We start from the raw sequence: 24,342 nt of genomic DNA on the forward strand, positions 1-24,342 counted from the left end.
GCCGCCTTGCGGACCGGCTCACTTCGGCGCACGTGTCGACGGGCTCCGCGTCGCCAGGGGCGACGCACAGATCAGGGTGATGCGGCCCTCGTCGGCCCAATTCGTAAGTCGATTCACCCACGCAGGGTTTCGAGCCACCCACTCTCCCGGCCTGGTCCAACCCCGCCCAGTCTTGGCACGATTCGCCAGCTGGCGATATCGGACACGGATCTGATCTATACATCTCCCGTTCACGAGCCTTAACTCTGATCGTCCACGCCGAGCTGTCGCGATCCCGGAACCCCCACCCATCGGCCCGCAGCGTCGGCCATCCCCTCCCCCGCCGATCCGTCACTTCAGCCATGAATCGCTTGCGGGCCGACCCGGCCCTACGGAACATTCAGGGAATCCTTTGAGATCATCACCGAGACGCTGGAGCGTGTTCGCCGTCGCAGGCGCCGCCCTCCTTTCGTTGGCACAGCCCGCCGCCGTGTCCGCCGCCCACGCCACCGCCGGCTCCGCCGCTCCCGCCGCGCAGCGCAACGTACCCCCGGGCGTCCACTCGGTCACCCTGATCACGGGTGACGTCGTCGTCACACGGCAGTCCGGCGCCGGCGGCGGCACTGTCGATGTGCGCGGTGCGGCCGGAACACCGGCCCAGGCGCGCATCATGGAGTCGAACGGCGACCTGTACGTGTATCCCGATTCCGTTCTCCCCTATGTGGCGGCAGGCGTGCTGGACAAGCGCCTGTTCGACATCAGCCGGCTTGTCGCGGACGGCTACGACGACGCACGTCGCGACCAGTTGCCGCTGATCGTCTCGTACGACGGCAAGGCCGCCTCCGGGCTGCGTTCCACGGCCCCCGAGGGCGCCAGCAGGGTCAGGGCCCTCGGCAGTGTCCAGGGTGCCGCGATGTCCGAGGACCGGGACAGGTCGGCCGACTTCTGGCGTGCCGTCACCTCCACGCCGTCCGGCAAGAGAACCACCGCAGCCGCCTCCGGCAAACCGGCCTTCGGTGGGGGTATCGCCCACATCTGGCTCGACGGAGTCGTGAAGGCGGATCTCTCCGAGTCCACCTCGCAGATCGGCGCGCCGCAGGCGTGGGAGGCCGGCGACACCGGGAAGGGCGTGGACGTCGCCGTCCTGGACACCGGCGTCGACGCCGAACACCCCGACCTGGCCGGCCGGATAACGGCCGAGCAGAGCTTCGTTCCGGACGAGGACGTGACGGACCGCCATGGTCACGGCACTCATGTCGCGTCCACCATCGCCGGCACGGGGGCCGCGTCGGACGGCAAGGAGAAGGGCGTCGCGCCCGGTGCGGACCTGCATATCGGCAAGGTGCTCTCCGACGAGGGTTCCGGCCAGGACTCCTGGGTGCTGGCCGGCATGGAGTGGGCCGCGGTGGACCAGCACGCGGACATCGTCAACATGAGCCTGGGCTCAACGGCCCCGTCCGACGGCACGGATCCCCTCAGCGCCGCGGTCGACCGCCTGAGCGCCGAGACCGGGACCCTGTTCGTGGTCGCCGCGGGCAACGCGGGCTCGGACTACAGCGTCGGCTCCCCGGGCGCGGCCGACGCAGCCCTGACCGTGGGAGCCGTCGACTCCTCGGACGACGTCGCCTGGTTCTCCAGCCAGGGCCCCCGCGTCGGCGACGGCGGGCTCAAGCCGGAGATCACCGCCCCCGGCGTCGACGTGCTTGCGGCACGGTCCCAATACTCGCCGTCCGGCGAGGGCAGCTACCTGACGCTCAGCGGTACCTCGCAGGCCACACCGCATGTCGCGGGCGCCGCTGCGCTGCTCGCGGCGGCGCATCCCGGTCTGACCGGCTCCCAGTTGAAGGACCTCCTGGTGAGCAGCTCGAAGCAGACGCCCAAGTACGACGCCTTCCAGGCGGGCAGCGGCCGGGTGGACGTCCCGTCGGCGCTGAGCGCCGACGTGTTCGCATCGGCGACCGCGTTCGCCGGCCAGGCGACGACGGGCGCGTCCGACGCGGTGCGCCGTCCGGTCACGTACACGAACATGGGTGACTCGCCGGTCACCCTCGACCTGTCGCTGCAGGCCCCGAACGCCCCCGCGGGGATGTTCCGCCTGTCCGCCTCCCAGGTCGTCGTACCCGCTCACGGCACCGCCGAGGTCACGGCCCTCATCGACGGCTCCAAGGCGACCACGAGCGGTCACTGGACCGGCCAGATCGTTGCGGCCGACACGGCGGGGAAGGCCGTCACCCACACTGCCGTGTCGCTGGGCGACATCGCCCACAAGCTGACCCTGGTCCTCAAGGACGCACACGGCAAGCCGATGTCCGGGGTCGTCGAGCTGCTGCGGTCCGGTGACTTCGAGCCCGAGTTCTGGATCGTCGACGAGTCCGGCACTGCGCAGATGTTCCTCCCCGACGACGTCTACTCGGTGCTGGAGTTCAAGGACGTACAGGGTGTCCACGGCCCGCACTCGATGGGGATGGCGTTGCTCGGCGACCCCGAGGTCGTGATGGACCACGACACCACGGTCACCCTGGACGCCTCGAAGATCGAGCGGGTGGACATGACCGCACCGCAGCGGACCGAGACGACCTACCAGCGCCTCGAGTACAACCGCTCGATGGGCGGCGGCACCTGGCGCGACTACATGGAGACCCAGACCAGCTACGACAGCCTGTGGGCCCAGCCCACCACGCACAAGGTGACCCACGGCGACTTCTACCTCGGCGCCCGCTGGCGCAAGGAGCAGCCGGCACTCGCCATCGCCACCAGGACCACCGAGTTCACCGACGCCCTCCGGCAACAGGACGTCACCGCACTGGCCCAGGGGCACTACAAGCTCCCGCTCGTGGCCGCCGGCGACGGAACGAACGCGGACTACGCCGGTCTGGACGCGCGGGGCAAGGCGGTGGTCGTCCGCCGCAACGACACGATCGGCGACGCCGACCAGGCCGCCGCGGCGATCGAGGCAGGCGCCAGACTCCTGCTGGTCGTGAACAACGAACCCGGTCGCCGATTCCGCAGCTACAGCAGCGAACCGTGGACGGGTACTCCCGCCGGCATCGACGTCGCGTTGTTGAGCACGGACGAGGGCGAGAAGCTCTTCGCCCAGGCCGCTGCCCCCAAGGCGGTGCTCTCGGTGGACTCGCAGCCGGTGAGCCCCTACGTCTACGACCTGATGTGGACGTGGCACAACCAGATCCCGGACCACTTGGTCGTCCAGGGCGGCCCGAAGAACCTCGCCCGGGTGAACGTCGACTTCGACAGCCCCGACAGCACCCGGCGCGGTGGTGAGTTCCGCTTCGACTGGCCGGTCTACTCGGACTGGGGCATCGGCACGATGATGAGTGAGCCGGTGAACTCGCAGCGGGTCGACTGGGTCTCCACCGGGCCCGGGTACTCCTGGGGCCAGGAGGCGTACGTCGAGGGTCTGCTCTACGAGATCGAGCCGCGTACCACCTACCGGGCGGACAGCACACAGTCGCAGCACTGGTTCAAGCCCATCGAGCGACCGTACCTGAACAACAACTACAAGCCGCCGACCCGTACGGGGAGCCGGCTGACCTTGGACGTCCCCGGCTGGGGCGGCTCGGACCACGTCGGCATGTCCATGGACTACGAGCGCATGCCGCACACCCTCACGCTCTACCAGGGTGACACCGAGTTGGCCCAGAACCCCGGAAACACCATGGTGCAGGCCGACGCACCCGGCGCCGGCAAGCTGCCGTACCGTCTCGTCCTGGACACCAGCCGGGACAGCTCGGTGAGCCCGTACTCCTCCACCACGCACACCGAGTGGGACTTCATCTCCCGGGCTCCGGCGGGGGACGAGCAGTCGGTCCTGCCGCTCCTGCAGATCGACTACGGCGTCGACACCGACGCGGCGGGCCGGGCCAAGAGGAACGCGACACTGACGGCGTCCGTCGCCCACCTCGCCCACGCCACGGGCGCCGGCACCCTGTCGAAGCTCACCTTGGAGGTGTCCTACGACGACGGACGTACCTGGCGCACGATCACCGGCGGAAAGGACGGCCGGTTCGGGCTGTCCGCCCCGAAGCAGGCCCGGTTCGTCTCACTGCGGGCTCACGCCCACGACAGTGCCGGGAACGCGGTCGCACAGACCGTGACCCGGGCCTTCGGTCTGCGCTGATCCTGCGGGGCACACCGCTCTGTTGCGGTGTGCCCCGCCCGAACCGGCCTACGCTGCCGCTGTCGGGAAGCGGCTCGCGCCCATCTCGCAGGCCCTGACCAAGAAGCAGCCCCGCCTCACTTCGAGAACGGACAGGCGCCCTCAACTCAGTGCCCGTAGCGGCGGTTGCTTCGTACGGGAGCCCAAGGTGGCATGATCCGGTCATGAGCCTCACCGTGCGGCAGCTCACCCTCGCCACCCTGGACCGTCAGCTCCTGCTCGAGCGCCGGCGTCTCGATGTGGCGGAGGCGGTGCGCCGGGTCTGCGCTCTGCAGGCACAGACACCGGCGTCGCCGTACCTGGCGCTGTGGAACCGTGTGCAGGATTTCGCGCCCGAGGACCTCGACGCGGCGTTCGCGCACGGTCGGATCGTGAAAGCGACGCTCATGCGGATCACACTGCACGTCGTCCACGCCGAGGACTACGAGCCCTACCGCGCCGCCATGCTGAGCACTCTGCGGGCGTCGCGGCTGTACGACCGCCGTTTCGCCGCAACAGGGCTGACCCCCAGCGACGCCGACGCGCTGCTGCCGGAACTCGCAGGCTTCCTGGAGCAGCCCCGCACCGGCGCCCAGGTGGAGGACGGGGTCACGGGGAGACACGGAGAGCACGCACACCGCGTGTGGTGGGCGCTGCGCACGTTCGCGCCATTGCATCACGCACCGACCGGCGGCCCGTGGTCGTTCACCCAGCCGAACACCTACCGCGCCTCATCGGCGGCCCCCGCGGCCACACCGCAGGAGGCCGACACCGGGGTCCAGCGCCTGCTGCTCGCCTACCTGCGCGCATTCGGGCCCGCGTCGGCCCAGGACTTCGCCCGGTTCACCCTGCTGACACGCCCCGTGATCGCCAAATCCCTGCATGAGCTGGGTGACCTGGTGGTACGAGTGCCGGGCCCGGGCCGCGCCGCCCTGTTCGACCTGGCCGACGCCACCGCGCCAGCCGATGACACCCCGGCGCCGCCGAGGTTGCTGCCGATGTGGGACAGCACGCTGCTGGCCCACGCCGTCCCCGGGCGGGTCATGCCCCCGGAGTACCGTCCCCTGATCGTCCGGCGCAACGGCGACGTACTGCCCTGCCTGCTTGTCGACGGGCAGGTCGTCGGAGTGTGGCGCGCAGCCGACGACGGACTGGAACTGGCCGCCTTCCGCAAGCTCGGCAAGGTCGCATGGAAGGGACTGATCGAGGAGGCGGAAAGGCTGTCAGTGTTGCTGGCGGACCGCGAGCCGGCCGTCTACCAGCGCTACGGGCACTGGTGGGATAAGGGGTTTCCCGATGTCGAGCGGACGATCGTGAAGGGCTGACCGGCCCGGTCGGCACGGCCTGTTCGGTGACTCCGAACGCTACGGGGTCGCCGGTCCGGCTGTTCTGAGTGAGCGCCGCCCTCCGGTGGCCCCAGGGTGGGCTCGTCGTCGAAGGGCCAGTCCCGATCAGTGCAGTAGGGCGGCCGTGAACGTCTGGCAGTGGTCTGCCAGCCAGGCCTGCATGCGGTCCCAGCGCGCCCATCCTCCGCGCGCCTCCAGCGCCTGGAGGTAGACGGGGTCGCCGTCGGCCACGCGGGCGGCGACGAAGGCCCGACAGATCTCCGTCGCCTGCTCGATGACGCCGGGCAACTCGGTGCGATCCCGCGCCGGGAGACCGTAGCTGTCGGCAAGGACCCGGAGCCGCATGGGCGCATCCAATCCGGGGGGATACAGTGCGGCCGCGGATTCCGAATCGACCATGGGCACCCAGTAGCGGGCGGTCATGGCGACGTCCCAGAGATGCCGGCCCGGGGCCGCCAGGTCGAAGTCGATCAGAGCAGCGGCACGGCCGTCGCGGAAGACGACGTTGTCCGGGCATACGTCGTTGTGGCACAGCATCGTCCCCCCTTCCGGGTCGGCCAGATCCCGGGACCAGTCGCCCTGGGTGTCGGCTGTGACGGCGGCGCTGGCTTCGTGCAGGCGCCGAAGCAGGCCCCCTACCGATGCGAGGGCGGTCTCCGTCATTGCCCAGTCCGGGAAGGGCGGCAGGGGCACGTCGCCGGGGATGAAGGTCAACTGCTCCCGGCCGTCCTCGGTGAGGCCAAGCGGGGATGGCGCCGCGTCGAAGCCGCCGTCCTTGATCGCTCGGAGATAGGCATGCAAGGCGGGCGCGTTGCGGGGTGCTGGACGCTCGACCAGCGCACCCCGCCGGAAGACTGCCCCCGCGTTCGCCATACCGCCGGCCAGCGCCTCGCCCTCGCCCTCGCCCTCGCCCTCGCCCATCATGCCGATCACGTTATCGGCGGTGGGGCTCGAGCGGGCCGGAATCGGCGCGTACACGGGAAACCGAGGAAGTGCCGCGGGGGGCGAAGGCGCGGACCTGGCCGACGGGCTCGGTTTGGGCGGCGAGCAACTGCTCGTGGGCCTGGTCGGCGTCGATGCGGGCGGCGATGAACAGATCGGGGCGCTTGGGGCGCCAGTGCAGGCCGGAGCCCTCAGCCGATGTGCCACGGCACCGGGGAGAGTTGGGCAAGTGGGCCAACTGCCGGTCGCGGTCGGCGCGTACGTCGCCGGGGATGGCGCCCCGGGTCGGGGCGGGCCGTCACCGCCTCACCCGCCGTCAACCGCCCGCCACTTGGCGAAATCAGGAATACGCCCAGGCGGCAGGGCTTCACCGCAGCATCGAGGGACCGCACTGTCGGCGAACGGTCGGGAAACGTTTGCCGCACGCCAGGCCCGGCGCCTTGTACGACACGGATCTACGCGCGTATCTTCACGCCGGATCAGAAAATTTCCGCACACCCCCCACATCTCAGCCGCGCCATCGACATCCGCTCCAGGCAGAAAGAGACACCACGTGTCCTCACGTATACCCCCGGCCCTGCGCGGCCGAGGTGCCAAGGCCCTCCTCGTAGCGCTTCCCGTCGGTCTCACCGGATCGCTCATCGCGCTTCCCTTCACCGCACAGGCAGCACCTTCGTCGGACGCCGCCATCTCCGAGGTATACGGCGGCGGTGGCAACTCCGGCGCCTCCTACACCAATGACTTCATCGAGTTGGGCAACGGGGCCACCGCGCCCTTCGACCTGAGCGGCTGGTCCGTGCAGTACCTGCCCGGTTCGCCGTCCGCCACCAGCAAGTGGCAGGTCACCCCGCTCGCCGGCGCCATTCCCGCGGGCGGCACCTACCTGGTCCAGGAGGCCAAGGGCTCGGCAGGTGACACTCCCCTGCCTTCACCCGACGCCACGGGCACCATCTCCATGTCGGCAACCACCGGCAGCGTGGCACTGGTTCACTCGACCACCGCCCTCACCTGCCTGACCGCCGCCGACTGCGCGGCGGACGGCACCATCAAGGACCTGGTCGGTTTCGGTACCGCCGTGGTCCGGGAGGGCACCCCCGCCACCGGCGCGGGCAACACCACCTCCGTCTCACGCAACACCACGTACACCGACACCGACGACAACTCGGTGGACCTGACCGGTTCCGCTCCGAACCCCCGCAACAGCACGGGCGGAGGCGCCGGCGACCCCTCGCCCACCCCGACACCGACGACCACCCCCGTCCCCGGCGACCTCCGCATCCACGACATCCAGGGCACCAGCCGGATCTCCCCGCAGAACGGCAAGTCCGTCGCCGACGTGCCCGGCGTGGTGACCGGTGTGCGGACCACCGGCTCGAAGGGCTACTGGATCCAGGACCCCGAGCCCGACGGGAACGCGGCCACCAGCGAGGGCATCTTCGTCTACACGGGCTCCGCCACTCCCCTGGTCAAGATCGGCGACTCGGTACTCGTCTCGGGCAAGGTGAGTGAGTACTACCCCGGTGGCAAGAGCAGCGGCACTCAGTCCGTCACCGAACTGACCGGACCGACGGCCGTTACTCTCTCCTCCGGCAATGCGCTGCCGGACGCCCAGGTCATCGACTCGGCCACGCTGCCCGACGCCTATGCGCCGCAGGCACAGGGAGCGAGCATCGAGTCCCTGGAGCTGAAGCCCGGCACCTACGCGCTGGACTGGCTGGAAGCCCACGAAGGCATGCGTGTGCAGATCGGCGACTCCCGCGTGGTGGGCGCGACCAACACCTACGACGAGACGTGGATCACCACCAAGCCCGACCAGAACCCCACTCCTCGGGGCGGCACCATCGTCAACGGCTACGACAACCCCAACTCCGGGCGTCTCCTGGTCACCTCGCTGACCGGTGACCAGCTCAAGGCCAATGTGGGTGACACGCTGTCCGGCACCACCGCGGGCCCCGTGGACTACGCCGACTTCGGCGGCTACAACATCCAGGCCACCACCCTCGGAACGGTCGAGCAGGGCGGACTGAAGCCGGACGTGGCGAAGAAGGGCAAGTCCAACGAGCTCTCCGTGGCGACGTACAACGTCGAGAACCTCGACCCGACCGACCCGCAGAGCAAGTTCGACCGGCTGGCCGAGGGGGTCGTCACGAACCTTGCGGCCCCGGACATCGTGAGCCTGGAGGAGATCCAGGACAACAACGGCCCCAAGGACGACGGAACGGTCGCGGCCGACAAGACCGTCACCCAGTTCATCGACGCCATCAAGGCGGCCGGCGGCCCGGCCTACGACTGGCGCGCCATCGACCCGGTCAACGACTCGGACGGCGGCGAGCCGGGTGGCAACATCCGCAACGTCTTCCTCTTCAACCCGAAGCGCGTCACCTTCGTGGACCGGCCGGGCGGCGGCTCCACCACGTCCGTCGCGGCGGTAGCCGACGGCAAGAAGGGTGTTCGGCTCTCGGTGTCCCCGGGCCGGATCGACCCCACCTCGGACGCCTGGACGAGCAGCCGCAAGCCGCTGGTCGGTGAGTTCCGGTTCCGCGGCAAGCAGGTCTTCGTCGTCGGCAACCACTTCAACTCCAAGGGCGGCGACCAGCCGGTGCACGGCGCCTTCCAGCCGCCGACACTCGGCTCCGAGACCCAGCGCCTCACCCAGGCGAAGGAGGTCAACACCTTCGTCTCCGGCCTGCTGGCCAAGGACCGCAAGGCCCAGGTCGTCGTCCTCGGCGACCTGAACGACTACCAGTTCTCGAAGCCGCTGGCCACCCTGACCGCGGGTGGCGTCCTCAAGGACCTCATCAACACCCTGCCGGTGAACGAGCGGTACAGCTACGTGTACGACGGCAACTCCCAGACGCTGGACCACATCCTGGTCTCACCGGCCATCAAGAAGTTCCAGTACCAGGTCGTCCACATCAACGCCGAGTTCTCCGACCAGACGAGCGACCACGACCCGCAGGTGGTCCGCTTCAAGTAGGAGGTTGCCCTCCGGGCCACCCGACAACTTGATGCCCGTGTGGCGTGCACGCGACCGCGTGCACGCCACACCTCGTTCCGGGGCTCACCTTCATGTACGGTCCCGGCCACGCCCGACGCGCCGACCGGGTCGCCCCCATCACGAGGCCGCCGGTGGGCGGAACCGTCTTCACGGCTCCGTCCACCGGCGGCTTTGAACCACCTCGGGTCAGTTCCGGCTGACCGTGAAGGGCACCTGAACACGGCTGCCCGATTCGGCCCCGGCCAGCGTGACGCTGGTCGGGCCGGGCTTCGCCGTCCCCGGCACGCTGATGGTCGCGCCCGAGACGACGCCGTCACCGTTCGCGTGCACCGTGACGGATGCGAGGCCGTCACCGAAGCTGATCCTCACGGCTTCGTTCGGTGCGAACCCGGAACCATTGACGGTGATCGCGGTGGCACGCGGCCCCGAGGTCGCCGACAGCAACACCTCAGGTCGGTACGCGGGTGCTGCCGACTCCTCGGTCACCTTGACGGTCGCCGTCGCCGGTGTCCGCGAGGACTTGCCGGCGGCGGTGACGGAGTACCGGCCGGGCTGTGCGTCGTCGGACGCCGCGATCGACGCGTGCACCGCTCCCGTCGTGGAGGCCGCGACCGTCAAGGTGCGCACCGGGCTGGTGCCCAGCTTGACGGTCACCTGCTCGCCGGCGGCGAACCCGCTGCCGTTCACGGTGATCCGGTCACCGGCGGTGGCGCTGCCGGATACCGACGCCGAGATCGACGGGTGCAGCTTCGCCTTGCCCACGGTCACGGTGAACGTCTCGGTGCTGCTGGACAACTTGTCCCAGCTGGTGACGTGCACCGTGTACGTGCCCTGCTGCACATACGTGTGCTGTCCGCTGATCGCGCCGGACGAGTCGACCGTCGCGTCGGCCGGAACCGTGCCGTCACCCCACTGGACGCGAGCCTGGTAGCCCGTCGAGTCGGTGACTCCACCGGTCACCGTACCGAGGTCAGCCGAGAAGGCCTTCCCCGGCGTGGCCGTCTGGTCCTTGGGGGCGGTGGTCTTGAGCGCGGCGTCCGGCGTGCCGTCGTGGGCGACGGCGAACACGTGGATCCTGCCCGCCGAGCCCGGGTCGCCGGTCTGCGTCGGCAGGGTCACCGACACCAGCGTCTTGCCCTCGGGGATCTGGTACGGCTCGGTGGCGAACAGGAACGGCTGTGCACCGTCCCGGCTCTTGCCGAGCAGTCGGTACGCGGCCTTGGCGACGACGATGTTGCCGTAGGACGGCGTGCCGTCGGGGTTGCCGCCCAGCGTCCAGTCGCTCATCCGGATCGGGATGTCGGCGGTGCTGCCGTCGCTGAACGTGGCCGTGCCGGTGGTGCTCTGGTTGCCCTGCGTTCCGGCGCCGATGAACGAGATGCTCTTCACGTCGTCCGGCAGGTCGAGCGCGATCCTGCTGCCGTTGCCGGTGGCGTTGTCCGGCTGCCCCGCCGAAGCCACGGGCAGCGTGAAGTGCAGCGCCGTTCCGGGTACCTCGTGGTCCTCGCCCTGGGTCACACCGGCCGCCGCAAGAGCGGAACGTGAGTACGCCCACGACTTGCTGTCGCAGTTCGCCGCGACGACGCCCTCGTCTCCGATGCACACGGAGTCGAATGCCGCGGTCAGGCCGTCACTCGGCGCGTAGGCCACGTCCACTCCGACCGTCGCCGCGCTCTGGACGTTGCCGTCGGTCACCGTGACCTTGGCCTGGTGGTAACCGGGCTTGGCGTAGGTGTGCGAACCGCTGACGCTGTACACGCCCCGCGAACTCAGGGCCGTGGTGCCCGTGGTGACCGGCGTGCCGTCACCCCAGTCCACGGTGGCCTGGTAGCCACTCGCGGTGCCACCGGTGACGGTGGCCAGCGGTGCGGAGACCGCGACACCGGACGTCGCGTGCAACTCGCTGCTCGCGGCGGTGACCGTGAGATCGCCACCACCGATCTGGACGTCGCCGCCCGCCAGCAGCTCGACCTCGGCAAGGTTCGTCTGCGCGGCGCCGACTGTCTTGGTCACGACCAGACGGAACCGCGCGAACTTACCCGGATCGTCCATCTTGAACGGCCGGCTCTGGTTGCGCGACGGGAAGACCTCGCCCTTGCGGGAGTCGACGGTGGTCCAGGTGATCCCGTCGTTGGAGCCCTGCAGCTTCCAATCCGTCGGGTCGCCCGCACTCGCCCCGGAGGTGAGGGTGTAGTACGTCGGCATCTGCTTGCCGCCGCGGAAGGCCCAGTTGATCTGCGGCGTGCCGGTGGTGAACGTCATCTGCGTGGTCGACGAGTCGTCGAACAGCTTCGACGCATCCTGCCCGTCACTCGCGGTCGCGGTGCCGAGACCGGGGCCCGTGGTGTCCTGCAGAGGCTTGGGCACGTCCTTGCCCTTGGTCAGGGACGGCGGTGCGTCGTTCTTGCCGGTGCCCCAGGACGACGGGTGCGAGCCCATCTGGAAGTCGATCCTGCCGCCGTGGGCGAGCACGGAGGAGTCGATGGACACCGTGTGCTGCGTCTTCCCGTTGACCTTCACGCCCTGCACGTAGACGTTCTTCGTGCTGTTGCCGGGCGCGTTGACGACGATGTCGCCGCTCTTGCGGTGAACCGTCATCTGGGTGAACTGCGGTGATCCGATCGCCCAGTTGGAGGAACCGGCCTGCAGCGGGTAGATGCCGAGCGAGCTGAGGATGTACCACGACGACATCTCGCCGTTGTCCTCGTCGCCCGGGTAGCCCTGGCCGATCTCGTCGCCGACGTAGAGGCGCTGCAGGATCTCCCGCACGATCGCCTGGGTCTTCGACGGCGTGCCGGCGTAGTCGTACATGTACGGGATGTGGTGCGACGGCTGGTTGCTCATGCCGAGTTGGCCCATGCGCACCGCTTGCGCCTCGAGCATCTCGTGGATCGTGCCGCCGTAGCCACCGGGGTGGTCGGCCTTCTCCGGGGTGGAGAAGAACTGGTCGAGCTTCTGCTCCAGCCCCTTCTGCCCGCCGTACAGGTTGGCCAGGCCCTGGCCGTCCTGCTGTGCGGTGAACGCGAAGTTCCAGCCGTCCGTCTCGGTGTAGGCGCCACCCCAGTCCAGCGGGTTGCCGGCGAGGAACGTGCCGCTGGCATCGCGACCCTCGAAGAACTTGGTGTCCTTGTCGAAGAGGTTCACATAGTTCCGGGCACGCTGGAGGAAGTACTGCGACTCCTCCTTGAGCCGGTTGCGCTGAGACTTCGGTGTGGCCGGGTCCTTGGCCAGGGCCGCGCCCATGTTCCCGATGCCGTAGTCGTTGATGAAGCCTTCCAGCGCCCACGACACCGACTCGCCGGTGGAGGTCGGTGTGTAGCCGAGGAACAGCGAGTTCTCGATGCCCTTGCGGCCGACCTCACTGCGCCCGGACGCGACGGTCGCGTCCTTGACCGCCGCCTCGTAGGCGGCGAGCGGGTCGGGCACCTTGACGCCGTTGAGGTAGGCCTCGGCCAGCGCGACGTTCGCGCTGGTGCCGGTCATCAGGTCGGCGTAGCCGGGTGACGACCAGCGGGCTATCCACCCGCCGTCGCGGTACTGCTGGACGAACCCGTCAGCGATCTTGGCCGCGATGTCCGGGTACAGCAGCGAGTACGCGGGCCACACGGTGCGATAGGTGTCCCAGAACCCGTTGTTGACGTAGATCTGCCCGTCGACGACCTTCGCACCGGTCTGCGTGGCGGTCGATGTGCCGGTCGGCGCCGACACCGGGCTCGCGTACTGCCAGTGCGGTGCGGCGGCGGTGCCGGTGTTCTCCGACTGCGAGTTCGGGTACAGGTTCAGCCGGTAGAGGTTCGAGTACAACGTGACCTTCTGGGTCTCGTTCGCGCCCTTGACCTCGATCCGGCCGAGCCGGTCGTTCCATGCCGCGGTGGCGGCGTCGTGGATCCGGTCGAAGCTCTTGCCGGTGACCTCCAGGTCGAGGTTCTTGTGCGCCTGGTCGACCGAGATGAAGGACGTCGCGATACGCATCGTCACCTGCGAGTTCGCGGAGGTGTCGAAGGTGGCTGACGTCGTCGAGGACGCCGTCGGCGCCCGGTCGAAGGCGCCGGACACGAACATCCGGCTGCGACCTGCGGACAGGCCGCTGCCGTTGTCGACCCAGCCGGTGAACGTGCCGTCCGTGCCGATGGTGAACGTGCCGTTGTAGAAGACGAGGCTTCCGGTGGCCTTTCCGGACGGGAAGGTGAACTGCAGGATCCCACCGTGGTCGGTGGGCGACATCTGCGCGGTCAGGCCGTTCTGCGTGGTGACCCGGTAGAAGTCCGGCCGCGCGGTCTCGTCCTGATGGTTGAAGGCGAGTGCGCGTGTGCCGGGCGCTCCGGTGAGCGAGCCGCCGTCCGGCACCGGCATGACCGACATCTGGTTGCGGTCACCCATCCACGGGCTGGGCTCGTGCGAGATCGCAAGTCCCTGCAGCGTCGGCAGATTGGCCGCGTTGTTGCCCTGCTGGTAGTCGTACTCCCAGGAGTTGGACGTGGCGTTGGTGACCGGCGTGAAGAAGTTGAAGCCGTTCGGCATCGCCGAGATCGGCAGGTTGTTGCCACGCGAGAACGAGCCCGATGCGTTGGACCCGCGCCGGGTGTCGACATAGTTCGTCGCGCTGGAGCCGTCGATCGGCGTCGGCGTGCCCGTCACGGCGATGTCGTCGAGCCAGCCCTGGAAACGTGTCGAGGCGGTCGCCTCGGGATCGTCGTAGGCGAGCAGGATGCGGTCGATCGTCTTGCCGTTCGCGATCGCCCCGATGTCGGACTGGACCGCGTTCCACTGGTCGGCGTAGAGCACCTTCGACGCACCCTGCCCGGCGGCCGTCAGCGCGTAGCCGTGCTGGTCGACGGGCGAACGTCCGCTCAGGTAGCTGCCGTCGGTGAAGTGGAGGTCGACGGCGGCATAGGTGGACGGGTACTGGGTGTCCTTGCCGGTGAACTCGGGGAAGATCTTGTACGACAGCCGCGTCTTCGGCCCGACCGGGATGTTGACGTCGAAGAGCTTGTCGGTCGCGGACGAGCGGCCGTCGGTCTGGGCCCCGCCCGAGTACCGCAGGGAAGCCGTGCCGGTGAATCCGGCCCCTGACTTCATGTTGTAGCCACTGACCGGACCGGCGCCGACGACGCCGACCATCGGGGTGGCCGGCGGTATCACGTTCGAGCCGTCGCTGATGTTCCAGTCGGCGAGCTGGATGATCGAGTCACCGGAGTTGGCGGTGACGTTCAGCCGGTAGTAGCTGTAGGCGGTCGTGTTGGTGAAGCTGTAGGTGTTGGTGGCGAACCGCCCGCTGAAGCTCACCCCCGTGCGGCTGTCCAGGTCGTTCCATGTGTTGCCGTCGTTCGACCCCTGCACGGTGAAGTCCTTGGGGTCGCGGCCCGGCGCGTCGTTCGCCGAGGTCAGCGAGTACTTCACCACTGCCGCAGGCTTGGACAGCCGGTAGGCCGCCCAGCCGGTCTTGTCGAACGCCAGCCACTTGGTCGACGGATTGCCGTCCTTGAGGTTCGTGGCGACTTCGCCCGGCGGGTTCTCGGCGCTCGCGGTCACCGCGCTGACCTGGTCGAGCAGGCTGCCGGGCAGCCCCGAGGGGCTCGATCCGCTCAGGTTCGTCTGGATCGGCTTGCCGTTGGCGCCGATCTCGACGGTGCTCGTCGCGGGTTGGGGGTCGGCCGACTCGAACGAGGAGCTGAAGTTGCCGGCGGGCGGCGCCGCGGCGGCGAGCGCCGCGGGTGCGACGGCGAGCACCCCCACTGGCAGCGACAGCGCTATGGCTGCACTGGCCCATCTTCGTAGGGACAAAAGGCGGGTAAGAGATGAATATGGTATCAACGTAGGCCTTTTGACTGGTAGCGGTTGAGAGCGTCGAGCTTCAGGGGTGAAGGGCCTGGCCACTGCGGTCGATCGACGGCAGTGGAGCCTGGGTGCGCCTACAGGACGTTCGGACCGGACTTGCCGAATCCCGGCCCTGGATCGGCGCTCAAGCTGTTCCGCGCCGACGCCGGGTCAGCACGGATCGGCGCCGCAACGGGCGCCGTTGCGCAGCGAGAACCGCCGCGACCGCTGCCGCGCGTGGGGACATCGCTCTTGGACCATGCGGAAGCTCCATGAGGGGATGGCTGGCTCGCGGACGGGCACACCCAGCTGAAGATCGCGACTAGCCTGTGCGCCTCAGACAACGTTGTCAATACTGATGGCGCAACCTGTTCCGTTCGAATTCATCACCAAGGCCGGCGCCGTGACGAACCGGAGCCGCTGCGGCCGATCAAGGCGCCCTTCGTCGTTCCGGCGCTGTCCACCCCAACAGTCGCGTCGCGATGGGCCGGTTCGCTCACGAAGGCCACGCACGTTCAGCGGGCCGGCCGGCGTGGCACTCCCAGTCGGCACGGTCTCCGCCGCCGCCATCGGGGCTGTACTGCGGCATGTCTGGCCGATGGCCGGCAGCCTGGCTGGTTGGTCTCAGACCGGTGGCCTGCGGGATCAACGCTCCGGCTCGCGCGAAGACTCCAAGCCTTCGGATGCCGATCAGTGCGCCGGCTAGGCGAACCGCTCGCCGACCGTGAGTGTCGTGGTGCTCACCGGCGCGATGCCGAGCTTGCATCGGAGCCTGCTGATGCCACTGCGCCGATGTCCGGCGCAACCCAGACCGCGGCGGCAAACGCTGTCGGCGACGAGTGCGGGCGCCGACACCCGGCCGGGCCGCTGAGCCGACGGGTGACTCCCGCTTGCCGAAACGTGGGGCAGGCCGAGGCAGGAAGCCCCAAACCCGCCTTGCCATCGAACAGGCGCCTGTGGGCCGCAGCGACGCACGGGCCGCGGCGCAGGTGTACCGATCGGTTCGCGAGGAGCCTCGCCCAATCCGTGCCTGGTTGGCCCCCTGGTGTGCTCCCAACAATGAGCCGTGACGGGGCAGAGGTGCCCGTCGTATCAACACGACATGGAGTGATGGAAAGTGTCCGAGAAGAAGATCATCGCCGTGGTCGGGGCCACCGGTGCGCAGGGGGGCGGACTGGCGAGCGCCATGCTGCATGACCCGGACGGTCCGTTCGCGGTCCGTGCGATCACCCGTCGCGCGGATTCGGACAAGGCTCGTGCGCTGGCCGACCGCGGCGCGGAGGTGGTCGAGGCCGACCTCGGCGACGAGGCCGACCTGCGCCGGGCGTTCGCCGGCGCACACGGCGCGTACGTGGTGACGAACTACTGGGAGGGCATGTCCGCCGAGACGGAGCTGGCCCAGGCCCACAACGCGGCGCGGGCTGCGAAGGACGCCGAGGTGCGACATGTCATCTGGTCGACTCTGGAGGACACCCGCGAACACATCCCGGTCACCGACACCCGAGTACCCGTGCTCGAGGGGTCCTACACCGTCCCGCATTTCGACGCCAAGGCGGAGGCGGACCGGTTCTTCGTCGGCCTCGGCGTGCCCACGACGTTGCTGCGCACCACTTTCTACTGGGAGGCGTTCCTGCAGGGTTTCGCCCCCCGTCGCGACGACTCCGGCCGCCTGGTGCTGAATCTGCCGATGGGCGAGAGCGCGCTGGCCGGGATCGCCGCCGAGGACATCGGCCGGGTCGCACTGGCGATCTTCGCCAGCGGCGAGGAGTTCATCGGCGCGACGGTCAGCATCGCCGGTGAGCATCTGACCGGTGACCAGATGGCTTCGGCGTTCGCGGAGCTTTACGGCGAGCCGGTGGACTACCGGCCCTTCACGCACGACCAGTTCCGCGCGCTCGGCATTCCCGCTGCCGCGGAGATAGGCAACATGTTCCAGTACTACACCGAGGCCGCCGACGCCTTCACGGGCGCCCGCGACCTGGACCTCGTCCGGAACCTGCACCCGGGTCTGCAGACCTTCCGTGACTGGCTGGCCGCCCACAAGGACGCCCTCACCGCCGGCTGAGACCGCCGGGACCGACCACCGCGGTTCCCCAGCACCACATCCCGCACCCCCCAACGGAGACCATCATGTCCGCACCCGACCCGTCCACGAGCCGCCGGTCGTTCCTCGCCCGCACCGCCGCAGTCGCGGCCGTACCGTCGGTCGCCGCGCTCACGGAAGGCGCCCTTGCCGAACCCGCGGCGGCTGCCGAGACCACGCTGCCCGACTACGCTCCCGTCCCCAAGTCCGCCCTGGGCCCCGCCCTCAACGAGCAGGGCTACTACGTCGGGCAGGTGGAGCGGAACCTGTACTGGGTCACCGATGGCACGTACCAGGCGGCGTTCCTCGCCACCCGAGACGGCGTCGTGCTCTTCGACGCGCCCCCGACCATCGGCCACAACCTGCAGCGAGCCATCGACCAGGTCACCGCCGAGAACGGCGTCTCCAACAAGGTGACGCACCTCGTGTACTCGCACCACCATGCCGATCACCTGGGCGCCTCCTCGCTCTTCGGCAAGAGCGTCACGCGGATCGGCCACGCCGAGAACAAGCGGCTGCTGCTGCGCGACAACGATCCGACCCGACCGGCGCCCGACATCACCTTCGAGGACCACTACGCGCTCCGCGTCGGCGGGCAACGCATCAGGCTGGCCTGGCACGGCACCAACCATAGTCCGGACAATATCTACATCCATCTGCCCGACCACGACACGCTGATGCTCGTCGACGTCGCACTGCCCGGGTGGGTCCCCATCTACAACCTCAACCTCAGCGAGGACATCCCCGGCTTCATGGCCGCTTCCACCACCGCGCTGTCCTACCCGTGGAAGCACTTCATCGCCGGACATCTGGGGCGGCTCGGCAACCGCGAGGACGTGACACTGCACCAGCAGTACGTCACGGACATCGCCGCACAGGTCCGCACCGCCCTCGCCACCGTCGACCCCACGCCATACTTCGTCAAGTACGGGGCGAACACCTGGGCCGCCGTCAAGACCTACCTCGACGCCGTGACCGACCGCGCCGCCGCACCGGTCATCGCGAAGTACACCGGCGTGTTGGCCGCGGCGGACGTGTTCACGGTCAGCAGCACCCTCGTCGTACTGGAGTCGATCCGCCTCGACCTCGGAGACGGCTCCCAGATCCATCCGTGACGGGCCGACGACACCCACGCACGCCTCGGGACGGCCGGCACGCCGGCCGTCCCGAGGCGTGCTGCGGATCGACTCCGGTCCCGCCGAGCTCCCGATGTCCTGAGCATCCGCGCCCAATCTGTACCTGGCAGCGTTCGCAGCGAGGACGATACTGGCTCACATGGACCGCAACGATCTGGCCGAATTCCTGCGAACCGTGCGGGAGCGGCTGCAACCCTGGGACGTCGGCCTGCCGGCAGGCACCGCACGGCGCACACCCGGGCTGCGCCGCGAAGAGGTGGCCCGGCTTGCGCACATCTCCGTCGAGTACTACGCACGTCTGGAACAGGGACGCGGTTCCAGCCCCTCCCGACGGGTCCTGAGCGAACTGGCCCGCGCCCTGCGCCTCAGCGCGGACGAACGCGTTCACCTCTTCGAACTCGCCGACGTCGCCCCGGAGTCGCCGACAGGACCGCGTTCGGACGTACCGGCGACGGTATTGAATCTGCTGGAGCACATGACAGAGATCGCGGCGTTCGTCGTCAACGCCCGCTACGACGTCATTGCCTGGAACACGCTCGCCACCGCGCTGTTCGAGGACTTCTCCGCCGTGCCACCGGCCCGGCGCAATCTCGTCCACCGGCATTTCCTGCATCCCGAGCCCGCCGCCCGTCACTACGGCATGTCCGGCGCCGAGGAGTTCGGCCGGCTGGCGGTGGGCCGGCTGCGTGCCGCCGCCGGCCGCTACCCCACCGACCCGCAGATCCGCAACATGGTCGAAACGCTGTACAAGCGGAGCCCCGAATTCGCAGAGCTGTGGGACCACCATCACATCGACAGCGGCTCCCACCACCACAAGACCATGCAGCACCCCGTGGTCGGCACGCTGCAGCTCAACTGCGACACCCTCGCCGTGCCCATGCGCGACCAGTACCTCGTCTGCTTCACCGCCGAACGCGGCAGCCCCTCCCACAACGCGCTCCGACTGCTCTCCGTCGTTGGTACCCAGGACATGACCGTGACGACGGACAACGGATGACTCCGCGGCGCTTTACACCATCCGGCCAACATGGGCCCGACCACGCCACCGCCGTCCTTGTTCCCATACCGAGGAGACCGGCTCGGCGGAACCCTCCACGCGTATCGACGTAAAGCCTGACCGGCTCGCCCGGGGCTCTCACGATACGCAATGAGGACCGCGTCGACTCGCCCAAAGGTCACCGCGCGCCGACCCCACCGGGAAGATACCGCTTGGCGCAGGATCACGGTTCAGTCGGTACCGGGGACGTAGAGGTAGCAGCCTGCACCGACGTAGCCCAGCATCCGATCCCCGGTCTGTGGGCCGACGACGCCGTCCACACTCAGGTGCGGAAAATAGCCCGCCTGGTTCCACCACTGCTGGAAGCTCTTGATGCCGGAGTAGGTCTGCGGGGCCGAAGGCACCGTCGACGGGCCGTCGTAGAGCCCGGGTAGCCAAGGACGGTTGAACCAGCGGGGACTGGAATCGGGTGATCCACCCACCAGTCCCCGGGCCCTGCTCAGCCGGCGGCCAGGTAGCGCAGTCCGCGCCAGGACTGCGGCCCCGGTAAACCGTCGACCGAGACGCCTCCCATGGTTTCCTGGGCCAGCTTCATCGCTGCCTGGGAATGCGCGCCGAAGATCCCGTCCACGGAGTAGCGGTAGTAACCGATCCACTTCAGCAGGCACTGCGCCTCGATGCCCGCATTCGTCACAGAGGAAGCCGACGGAACGACCGTGTTGCCGCTGTAGTAGCCGGCGTACTCATAACCTCCGGAGGCGGAGTAGTGGCAGGTGTAGGTCTGCGCTGACTGAGTTCCGGCCTCCGCGGCGGGGGCCATGGCCAGTCCTCCCCCGAGCACTACTGCAGCCGCGAATGCCGCCGAGAGACGTTTGTTGGTACGCATGGCGAGTTCTTCCTCCTGATGATGTGTGGCGAGTCCAAACGGCATGCCGCCGCTGCGGTGCGGGGTGGACCGCGCCGCCCGGCTTGCACACCGAGACTGCGGGGCAAGGGGTGCCGACTGCCAGGAACGACTCCGGATTGAGGACTTCGCGGGACGTCCCGCCCGCTGACCTGCCGGGACAGTGCTCTGTTTGAAGCACGGCCGGGATGCGACGGCATGGGCGGGAGGCAGTTGGGCTGACCGAAAGGCCGCCTACGGTGGAGTCCCCGGAACGACATGATTGTGACGGCCGATCAGGTCGGCGAATGGTATGGGGGTGGAACGTGCCACGTTGGAAAGAATTACCCGATTCACTTGATGAGCGGGCGCAAAAACTGGTCGTTCAGCTGCGCCGGCTGAAGGACCACAGTGGGATGAGTCTGTCGTCACTGCAGTCGAAGACCGGCTACTCCCGCTCTTCTTGGGAGCGTTACCTCAATGGGAGGGCCCTACCACCACGGCAGGCGGTGGAAGAGCTGGCGCGGGTCGGGGGTGTCGATCCGACACGGCTTCTTGTACTTCACGAGGTAGCTGAGGAGGCATGGCGGCGAGAACCCGACACATCGAGGAGATCGGATCCGTCCGAGTCGCGGGGTGCACGGCGCACGGTAGTGATCGGTGTCCTCGTGGCTGTGGTCCTCGGCGGGCTGGCCGCCGGGCTCCTGGTCCTCGCGCCGTGGGAGAACGGGGACTCGGGCACTCCGTCCCGCGGGGTCTTCACCTACAAGGCGGGAAAGACCTATCCCTGTGAGGTCAAGCAGAAGGCGGGACGGTTGTACGCCGGCTACAGCACCACCAGCACAGCGCTGCTCGGCGGGCCGGGGTGGGATGTCGTCGAGGCTCAGTGTCTTTTGCGCCATCTGGGCTTCGACCCGGGCGTTGTGGACGGTGTCTACGGGCCGAACACGACGCAGGCAGTCAAGCACCTGCAGGACAAGGCCGGCCTGCCTCCTGACGGCCTCGTGGGCCCGCGCACCTGGCAGGTACTGCGGAAATGACGGATACGGAACCGCCCGTGGCCGGGCCCGTATGCGCGCGACTGGCCGGGGAACTGCGCGATCTCAGGACACGGACCGGCCTGAGCATGGTTGCGCTGGCTGCGCGCACCGTGTACAGCAAATCCTCCTGGGAACGCTACCTCAACGGCAAGCAACTCGCCCCGCGCCAAGCCGTCGAGGCGCTGTGCACCGTGGCAGGTGAACCCTCCGGGCGCCTGATGGCACTGTGGGAACTCGCCGACCTCGAATGGAGCGGACGGGCCCGCACGACGGCACCCCCCGTGGCCCGAACGACCGCAACTACGCCACCCGACGACCGGCCGGGCGACCACGCAACATCCACTGTGCAGGCCACACCCCGCCAGGCGTACGGACAGCGCAGACGGCGGCACCGGGGGGGCCTCGCCGCCACCTGCGCGGTCGGGCTCACGGTCGCAATAGGGGTGACGACCTGGCTTCATGCGGCCACCGAGAACCCCACGAATACCGCGCCCCCCGCACCACCCGCTCCCGGATGCCACGCCCGGACGTGTACAGGTCACAAGCCGACGGCGATGGGCTGCGCGATGCCCGGTCAGGAACAAGTACTCCGCGAGCAGCGGCTTCCCACCGGAACACCACTGGAAATCGTCTACAGCAAACAGTGCCGCGCCGCGTGGGCGCTGGTGGGTACTGCGCAGATCGGAGACGTACTCACCGTGTCCACCCAGGGTGGCGCACCCGAGCATGCCAAGGTCGCCGACAAGTACGAGGCGGAGAACCCGCTTGTCACGCCCATGATCGACGGCAGCAGCCTCTCCGGACTTCGGACATGCTTCAAACCGGTGGACGGGCACAAGAAGTGCTTCCGAACCTGAGCGAGGTCGCCAATCGCGATCGGGCCGGTTCCACGGCCGTCATTGGGCGGCGGTGACGACGCGGATTCCGCATCATTCCTGGTCCCGACCGGTGTTGGAGTACTGACAACCGGCGTGGCGGGACCGGCAGTTCGACGTGCCTTGCCGGGGCCTGGAAACCACACGCCCGCCGACTCCGTCCGTCGGCGCCGGGGAACAGCTCAGGATCCTGCCCGCCGCTGCTTGTCCCACTCCGCCCGCGAAAGGGCGGTGGGCCGCGGGAGCAGGACGCCGTCCACGTACAGGTCGACATGCTCGTTGTAGAAGGCTACCAACCCCGCGATGGAGGAGCACGACACCGTCGGGAAGTCGTACGCCCAGGCGAGATCGTCGTGAGTGACGGCCCCGCTCACGAACGACCAGTACCCGCTGGTCCTCCCCTTGTACGGGCACGCCGTCACGGTTGCCGAGGAACGCAGCAGGGTCCAGTCGACGAAGGCGCGCTCCACGTAGTAACGGGTCGGCAGACCGGTTTCGAAGAGCTTCACCGAGGACGGCGCGTCCGCAAGGACGGTGCCGTCCACCTCGACGCGCACGCCACTGGACGAGCGCAGCGCGTCCACCCGGGTGTACGGGCTCCTCGGGTGCACGAAGACCTGCTCGTCCTCCTCGAACCACGCGTCGATCGCATCCCACCGGAAACGGGCGGTGCCGATGAGGGCCTTCGGAGCTCCCTCGCCCCAGACCCACGCCGCACCCTCGCGGACCTCGGAACCCACCCGCAGCGAGTGCCGCCGCGCGGGACCGGGGCCCAGCCGGCCGGCGCGGCCGTCGTCGGTCAGGACACCCTCGGCCAGATCCCGCAGCGAAATGCTGTACTGCGGATAACCGGGCCACTCCCACACGTACAGCGCGCGGTGGGTGTCGAACACCCACCGGCCGCCGACCTGCGCACGGATGCGCCGCGGCACCGGCTCGACATGCCCGACCGGGACGATGAGACCCGGATAGTCCACAGTCTCGTCCACCATCGGCGATCACCTCGGTCCGCCCCGGCCGCTTCCGTACACCCAGTGTCTCCAGCGGACGTGCGAACCGGCCACTCCAGCCGTCTCCCGACAGACGAGCCCGGTGACGCCCTTGCCGACGGCTGCGCCCGCGGCACCACCGGTATGCGAAGGGCAAGTGGTCGGGTCGGGGCGGTTGACGGCGAGCCGGGCCGTGGTCAGCGCACGAAGCTGCCCTGCCCGAGCACGGTGTAGAGCCGCCCCTCGGTGCGCAATGCGGCCACCGCCTTTTGCACGGTCGAGGCTGCCACGTCGAGCTCGGTGGCGAGGGTCACGACAGCGGGAAATCGCTCACCCTTCGGGTACACGCCGGCATCGATGCGTCTGCGCAACTCACCGGCTACCTGTGGCCATACGGGCTTGCTCCGGTCGAGATCCATGCTGTGAGCGTGCGCGAATCTTCGTTTTCACGCGACCGCGAATACGCGTATGCGCGTATACGCAGACTCAAGAACGCCCCCGCTGCCGGGTACGGGAGCCGGGAGCCAAGCCGACCGCGAGGAGTTGATCCAGTGAGCCGAATCACCGGGCTGCGAAGGTTGCCGTGGGACCTCCCCGGAGGGCAAATGCGAGTACGTACAGCCAGGAGGAACCCTGGCGGCCGTAGCCGACTCATGCGAAGAGAGCATGATGGCGGCAGCGAGGGAGGACGTCGGACGCGCACGGGCCGTCGCCGGTGACGAGTGCTCCTGCCGCGCGGAGTTACGCGAAGCGATCCGCTTCCTTTCACGTGCGACGGAGGATGCGATCATGGTCGCCGAGCTGCGCGGGGAACGTCTTCCGCCCGAGGAGCCGATGACGAACAGCGCACGCCGCGCGATCGGCGAAAACCTGGTGCGCCGGTTCGAAGATGCGTGAACACCGAGGACAGATAAACCGAGGACAACCTGCACCACTGGCACGAGCGGCGCCTCGCCACGCCGTGGGTACCCACGACGTGCAGTGCCTGTTGCGCCGGCGTGTTTGACTCTAGGCGGCTGCGGCCGGCGCGCACGAAGGCGGAACCGGCAGGCCCGTTCGTTGATGACGGAGTGCCGGGAGCGGTGCGGCGCACAGGGCCTGCTG

The 24,342-nt window shown here is 68.8% G+C and carries 15 protein-coding genes and 1 pseudogene; 9 read left to right on the forward strand and 7 right to left on the reverse strand.

Annotation, left to right across the window (positions count from 1 at the left end; genetic code table 11):
- The first annotated feature begins 418 nt into the window (after positions 1 to 418).
- Both ADL25_RS23660 and ADL25_RS23665 read left to right on the forward strand, forming a co-directional pair.
- A complete protein-coding gene (locus ADL25_RS23660) occupies positions 419 to 4,114 on the forward strand; it encodes a S8 family serine peptidase (protein ID WP_063805720.1) in 3,696 nt (1,231 codons plus the stop codon).
- Between the two features lie 203 nt (positions 4,115 to 4,317).
- Entirely contained in the window at positions 4,318 to 5,457 is a 1,140-nt protein-coding gene (locus tag ADL25_RS23665; RefSeq protein WP_059129813.1) for a winged helix DNA-binding domain-containing protein, read from the forward strand.
- 126 nt (positions 5,458 to 5,583) lie between these two features.
- Here ADL25_RS23665 and ADL25_RS23670 read toward each other — a convergent pair whose 3' ends face one another.
- Together ADL25_RS23670 and ADL25_RS23675 are read right to left on the reverse strand one after the other, a co-directional pair.
- Positions 5,584 to 6,402, reverse strand: a complete 819-nt coding sequence (locus tag ADL25_RS23670) for a phosphotransferase family protein (protein WP_420711358.1) — start codon at positions 6,400 to 6,402, stop codon at positions 5,584 to 5,586.
- A gap of 10 nt (positions 6,403 to 6,412) precedes the next feature.
- Complete coding sequence (locus ADL25_RS23675) at positions 6,413 to 6,649, reverse strand: hypothetical protein (RefSeq protein ID WP_059129814.1); 237 nt, start codon at positions 6,647 to 6,649, stop codon at positions 6,413 to 6,415.
- Positions 6,650 to 6,973: 324 nt separating this feature from the next.
- Between ADL25_RS23675 and ADL25_RS23680 the strand changes: the two genes are divergently transcribed.
- Positions 6,974 to 9,397 (forward strand): lamin tail domain-containing protein, encoded by a 2,424-nt coding sequence (locus ADL25_RS23680; protein ID WP_107116686.1) that lies wholly within the window; start codon positions 6,974 to 6,976, stop codon positions 9,395 to 9,397.
- Positions 9,398 to 9,604: 207 nt separating this feature from the next.
- Here ADL25_RS23680 and ADL25_RS23685 read toward each other — a convergent pair whose 3' ends face one another.
- On the reverse strand, positions 9,605 to 15,148 hold the full coding sequence (locus ADL25_RS23685) for a GH92 family glycosyl hydrolase (RefSeq protein ID WP_234381009.1): 5,544 nt from the start codon (positions 15,146 to 15,148) through the stop codon (positions 9,605 to 9,607).
- Positions 15,149 to 16,352: 1,204 nt separating this feature from the next.
- Here ADL25_RS23685 and ADL25_RS23690 point away from each other — a divergent pair.
- The 3 genes from ADL25_RS23690 to ADL25_RS23700 all read left to right on the forward strand — a co-directional run bounded on the left by ADL25_RS23690 (position 16,353) and on the right by ADL25_RS23700 (position 19,451).
- The gene (locus ADL25_RS23690; protein WP_059129815.1) at positions 16,353 to 17,300 is read left to right on the forward strand and encodes an NmrA/HSCARG family protein; all 948 of its coding nucleotides are present in this window, start codon (positions 16,353 to 16,355) and stop codon (positions 17,298 to 17,300) included.
- A 65-nt stretch (positions 17,301 to 17,365) separates the two neighbouring features.
- On the forward strand, positions 17,366 to 18,433 hold the full coding sequence (locus ADL25_RS23695) for an MBL fold metallo-hydrolase (RefSeq protein ID WP_059129816.1): 1,068 nt from the start codon (positions 17,366 to 17,368) through the stop codon (positions 18,431 to 18,433).
- Between the two features lie 160 nt (positions 18,434 to 18,593).
- Positions 18,594 to 19,451: a helix-turn-helix domain-containing protein gene (locus tag ADL25_RS23700; protein ID WP_059129817.1), complete on the forward strand. Its 858-nt coding sequence runs from the start codon at positions 18,594 to 18,596 to the stop codon at positions 19,449 to 19,451.
- Positions 19,452 to 19,681: 230 nt separating this feature from the next.
- Here ADL25_RS23700 and ADL25_RS49090 read toward each other — a convergent pair whose 3' ends face one another.
- The gene (locus ADL25_RS49090) at positions 19,682 to 19,855 is read right to left on the reverse strand and encodes a peptidoglycan-binding domain-containing protein (protein WP_159044982.1); all 174 of its coding nucleotides are present in this window, start codon (positions 19,853 to 19,855) and stop codon (positions 19,682 to 19,684) included.
- A gap of 95 nt (positions 19,856 to 19,950) precedes the next feature.
- The gene (locus ADL25_RS23705; RefSeq protein WP_147318046.1) at positions 19,951 to 20,337 is read right to left on the reverse strand and encodes a peptidoglycan-binding domain-containing protein; all 387 of its coding nucleotides are present in this window, start codon (positions 20,335 to 20,337) and stop codon (positions 19,951 to 19,953) included.
- Between the two features lie 305 nt (positions 20,338 to 20,642).
- Between ADL25_RS23705 and ADL25_RS51605 the strand changes: the two are divergent.
- The 3 genes and pseudogenes from ADL25_RS51605 to ADL25_RS23715 form a co-directional block, all read left to right on the forward strand.
- Positions 20,643 to 20,873: pseudogene (locus ADL25_RS51605) on the forward strand (helix-turn-helix domain-containing protein); the annotation flags it as partial.
- 129 nt (positions 20,874 to 21,002) lie between these two features.
- Positions 21,003 to 21,374, forward strand: coding sequence for a peptidoglycan-binding domain-containing protein (locus tag ADL25_RS50700; protein WP_234381011.1), 372 nt, complete (start codon positions 21,003 to 21,005; stop codon positions 21,372 to 21,374).
- Between the two features lie 17 nt (positions 21,375 to 21,391).
- Positions 21,392 to 22,231 (forward strand): helix-turn-helix domain-containing protein, encoded by an 840-nt coding sequence (locus ADL25_RS23715; RefSeq protein WP_234381010.1) that lies wholly within the window; start codon positions 21,392 to 21,394, stop codon positions 22,229 to 22,231.
- Between the two features lie 200 nt (positions 22,232 to 22,431).
- On the opposite strand, the gene ADL25_RS23720 is transcribed toward ADL25_RS23715, so the two are convergent.
- The gene (locus ADL25_RS23720; RefSeq protein ID WP_059129821.1) at positions 22,432 to 23,241 is read right to left on the reverse strand and encodes a DUF427 domain-containing protein; all 810 of its coding nucleotides are present in this window, start codon (positions 23,239 to 23,241) and stop codon (positions 22,432 to 22,434) included.
- Between the two features lie 194 nt (positions 23,242 to 23,435).
- Complete coding sequence (locus tag ADL25_RS23725) at positions 23,436 to 23,657, reverse strand: GntR family transcriptional regulator (protein WP_059129822.1); 222 nt, start codon at positions 23,655 to 23,657, stop codon at positions 23,436 to 23,438.
- Positions 23,658 to 24,342: the final 685 nt, after the last annotated feature.

The sequence above is a fragment of the Streptomyces sp. NRRL F-5122 genome, assembly GCF_001507435.1.
In the GTDB taxonomy this organism is placed as follows: Bacteria; Actinomycetota; Actinomycetes; order Streptomycetales; family Streptomycetaceae; genus Streptomyces; species Streptomyces lannensis.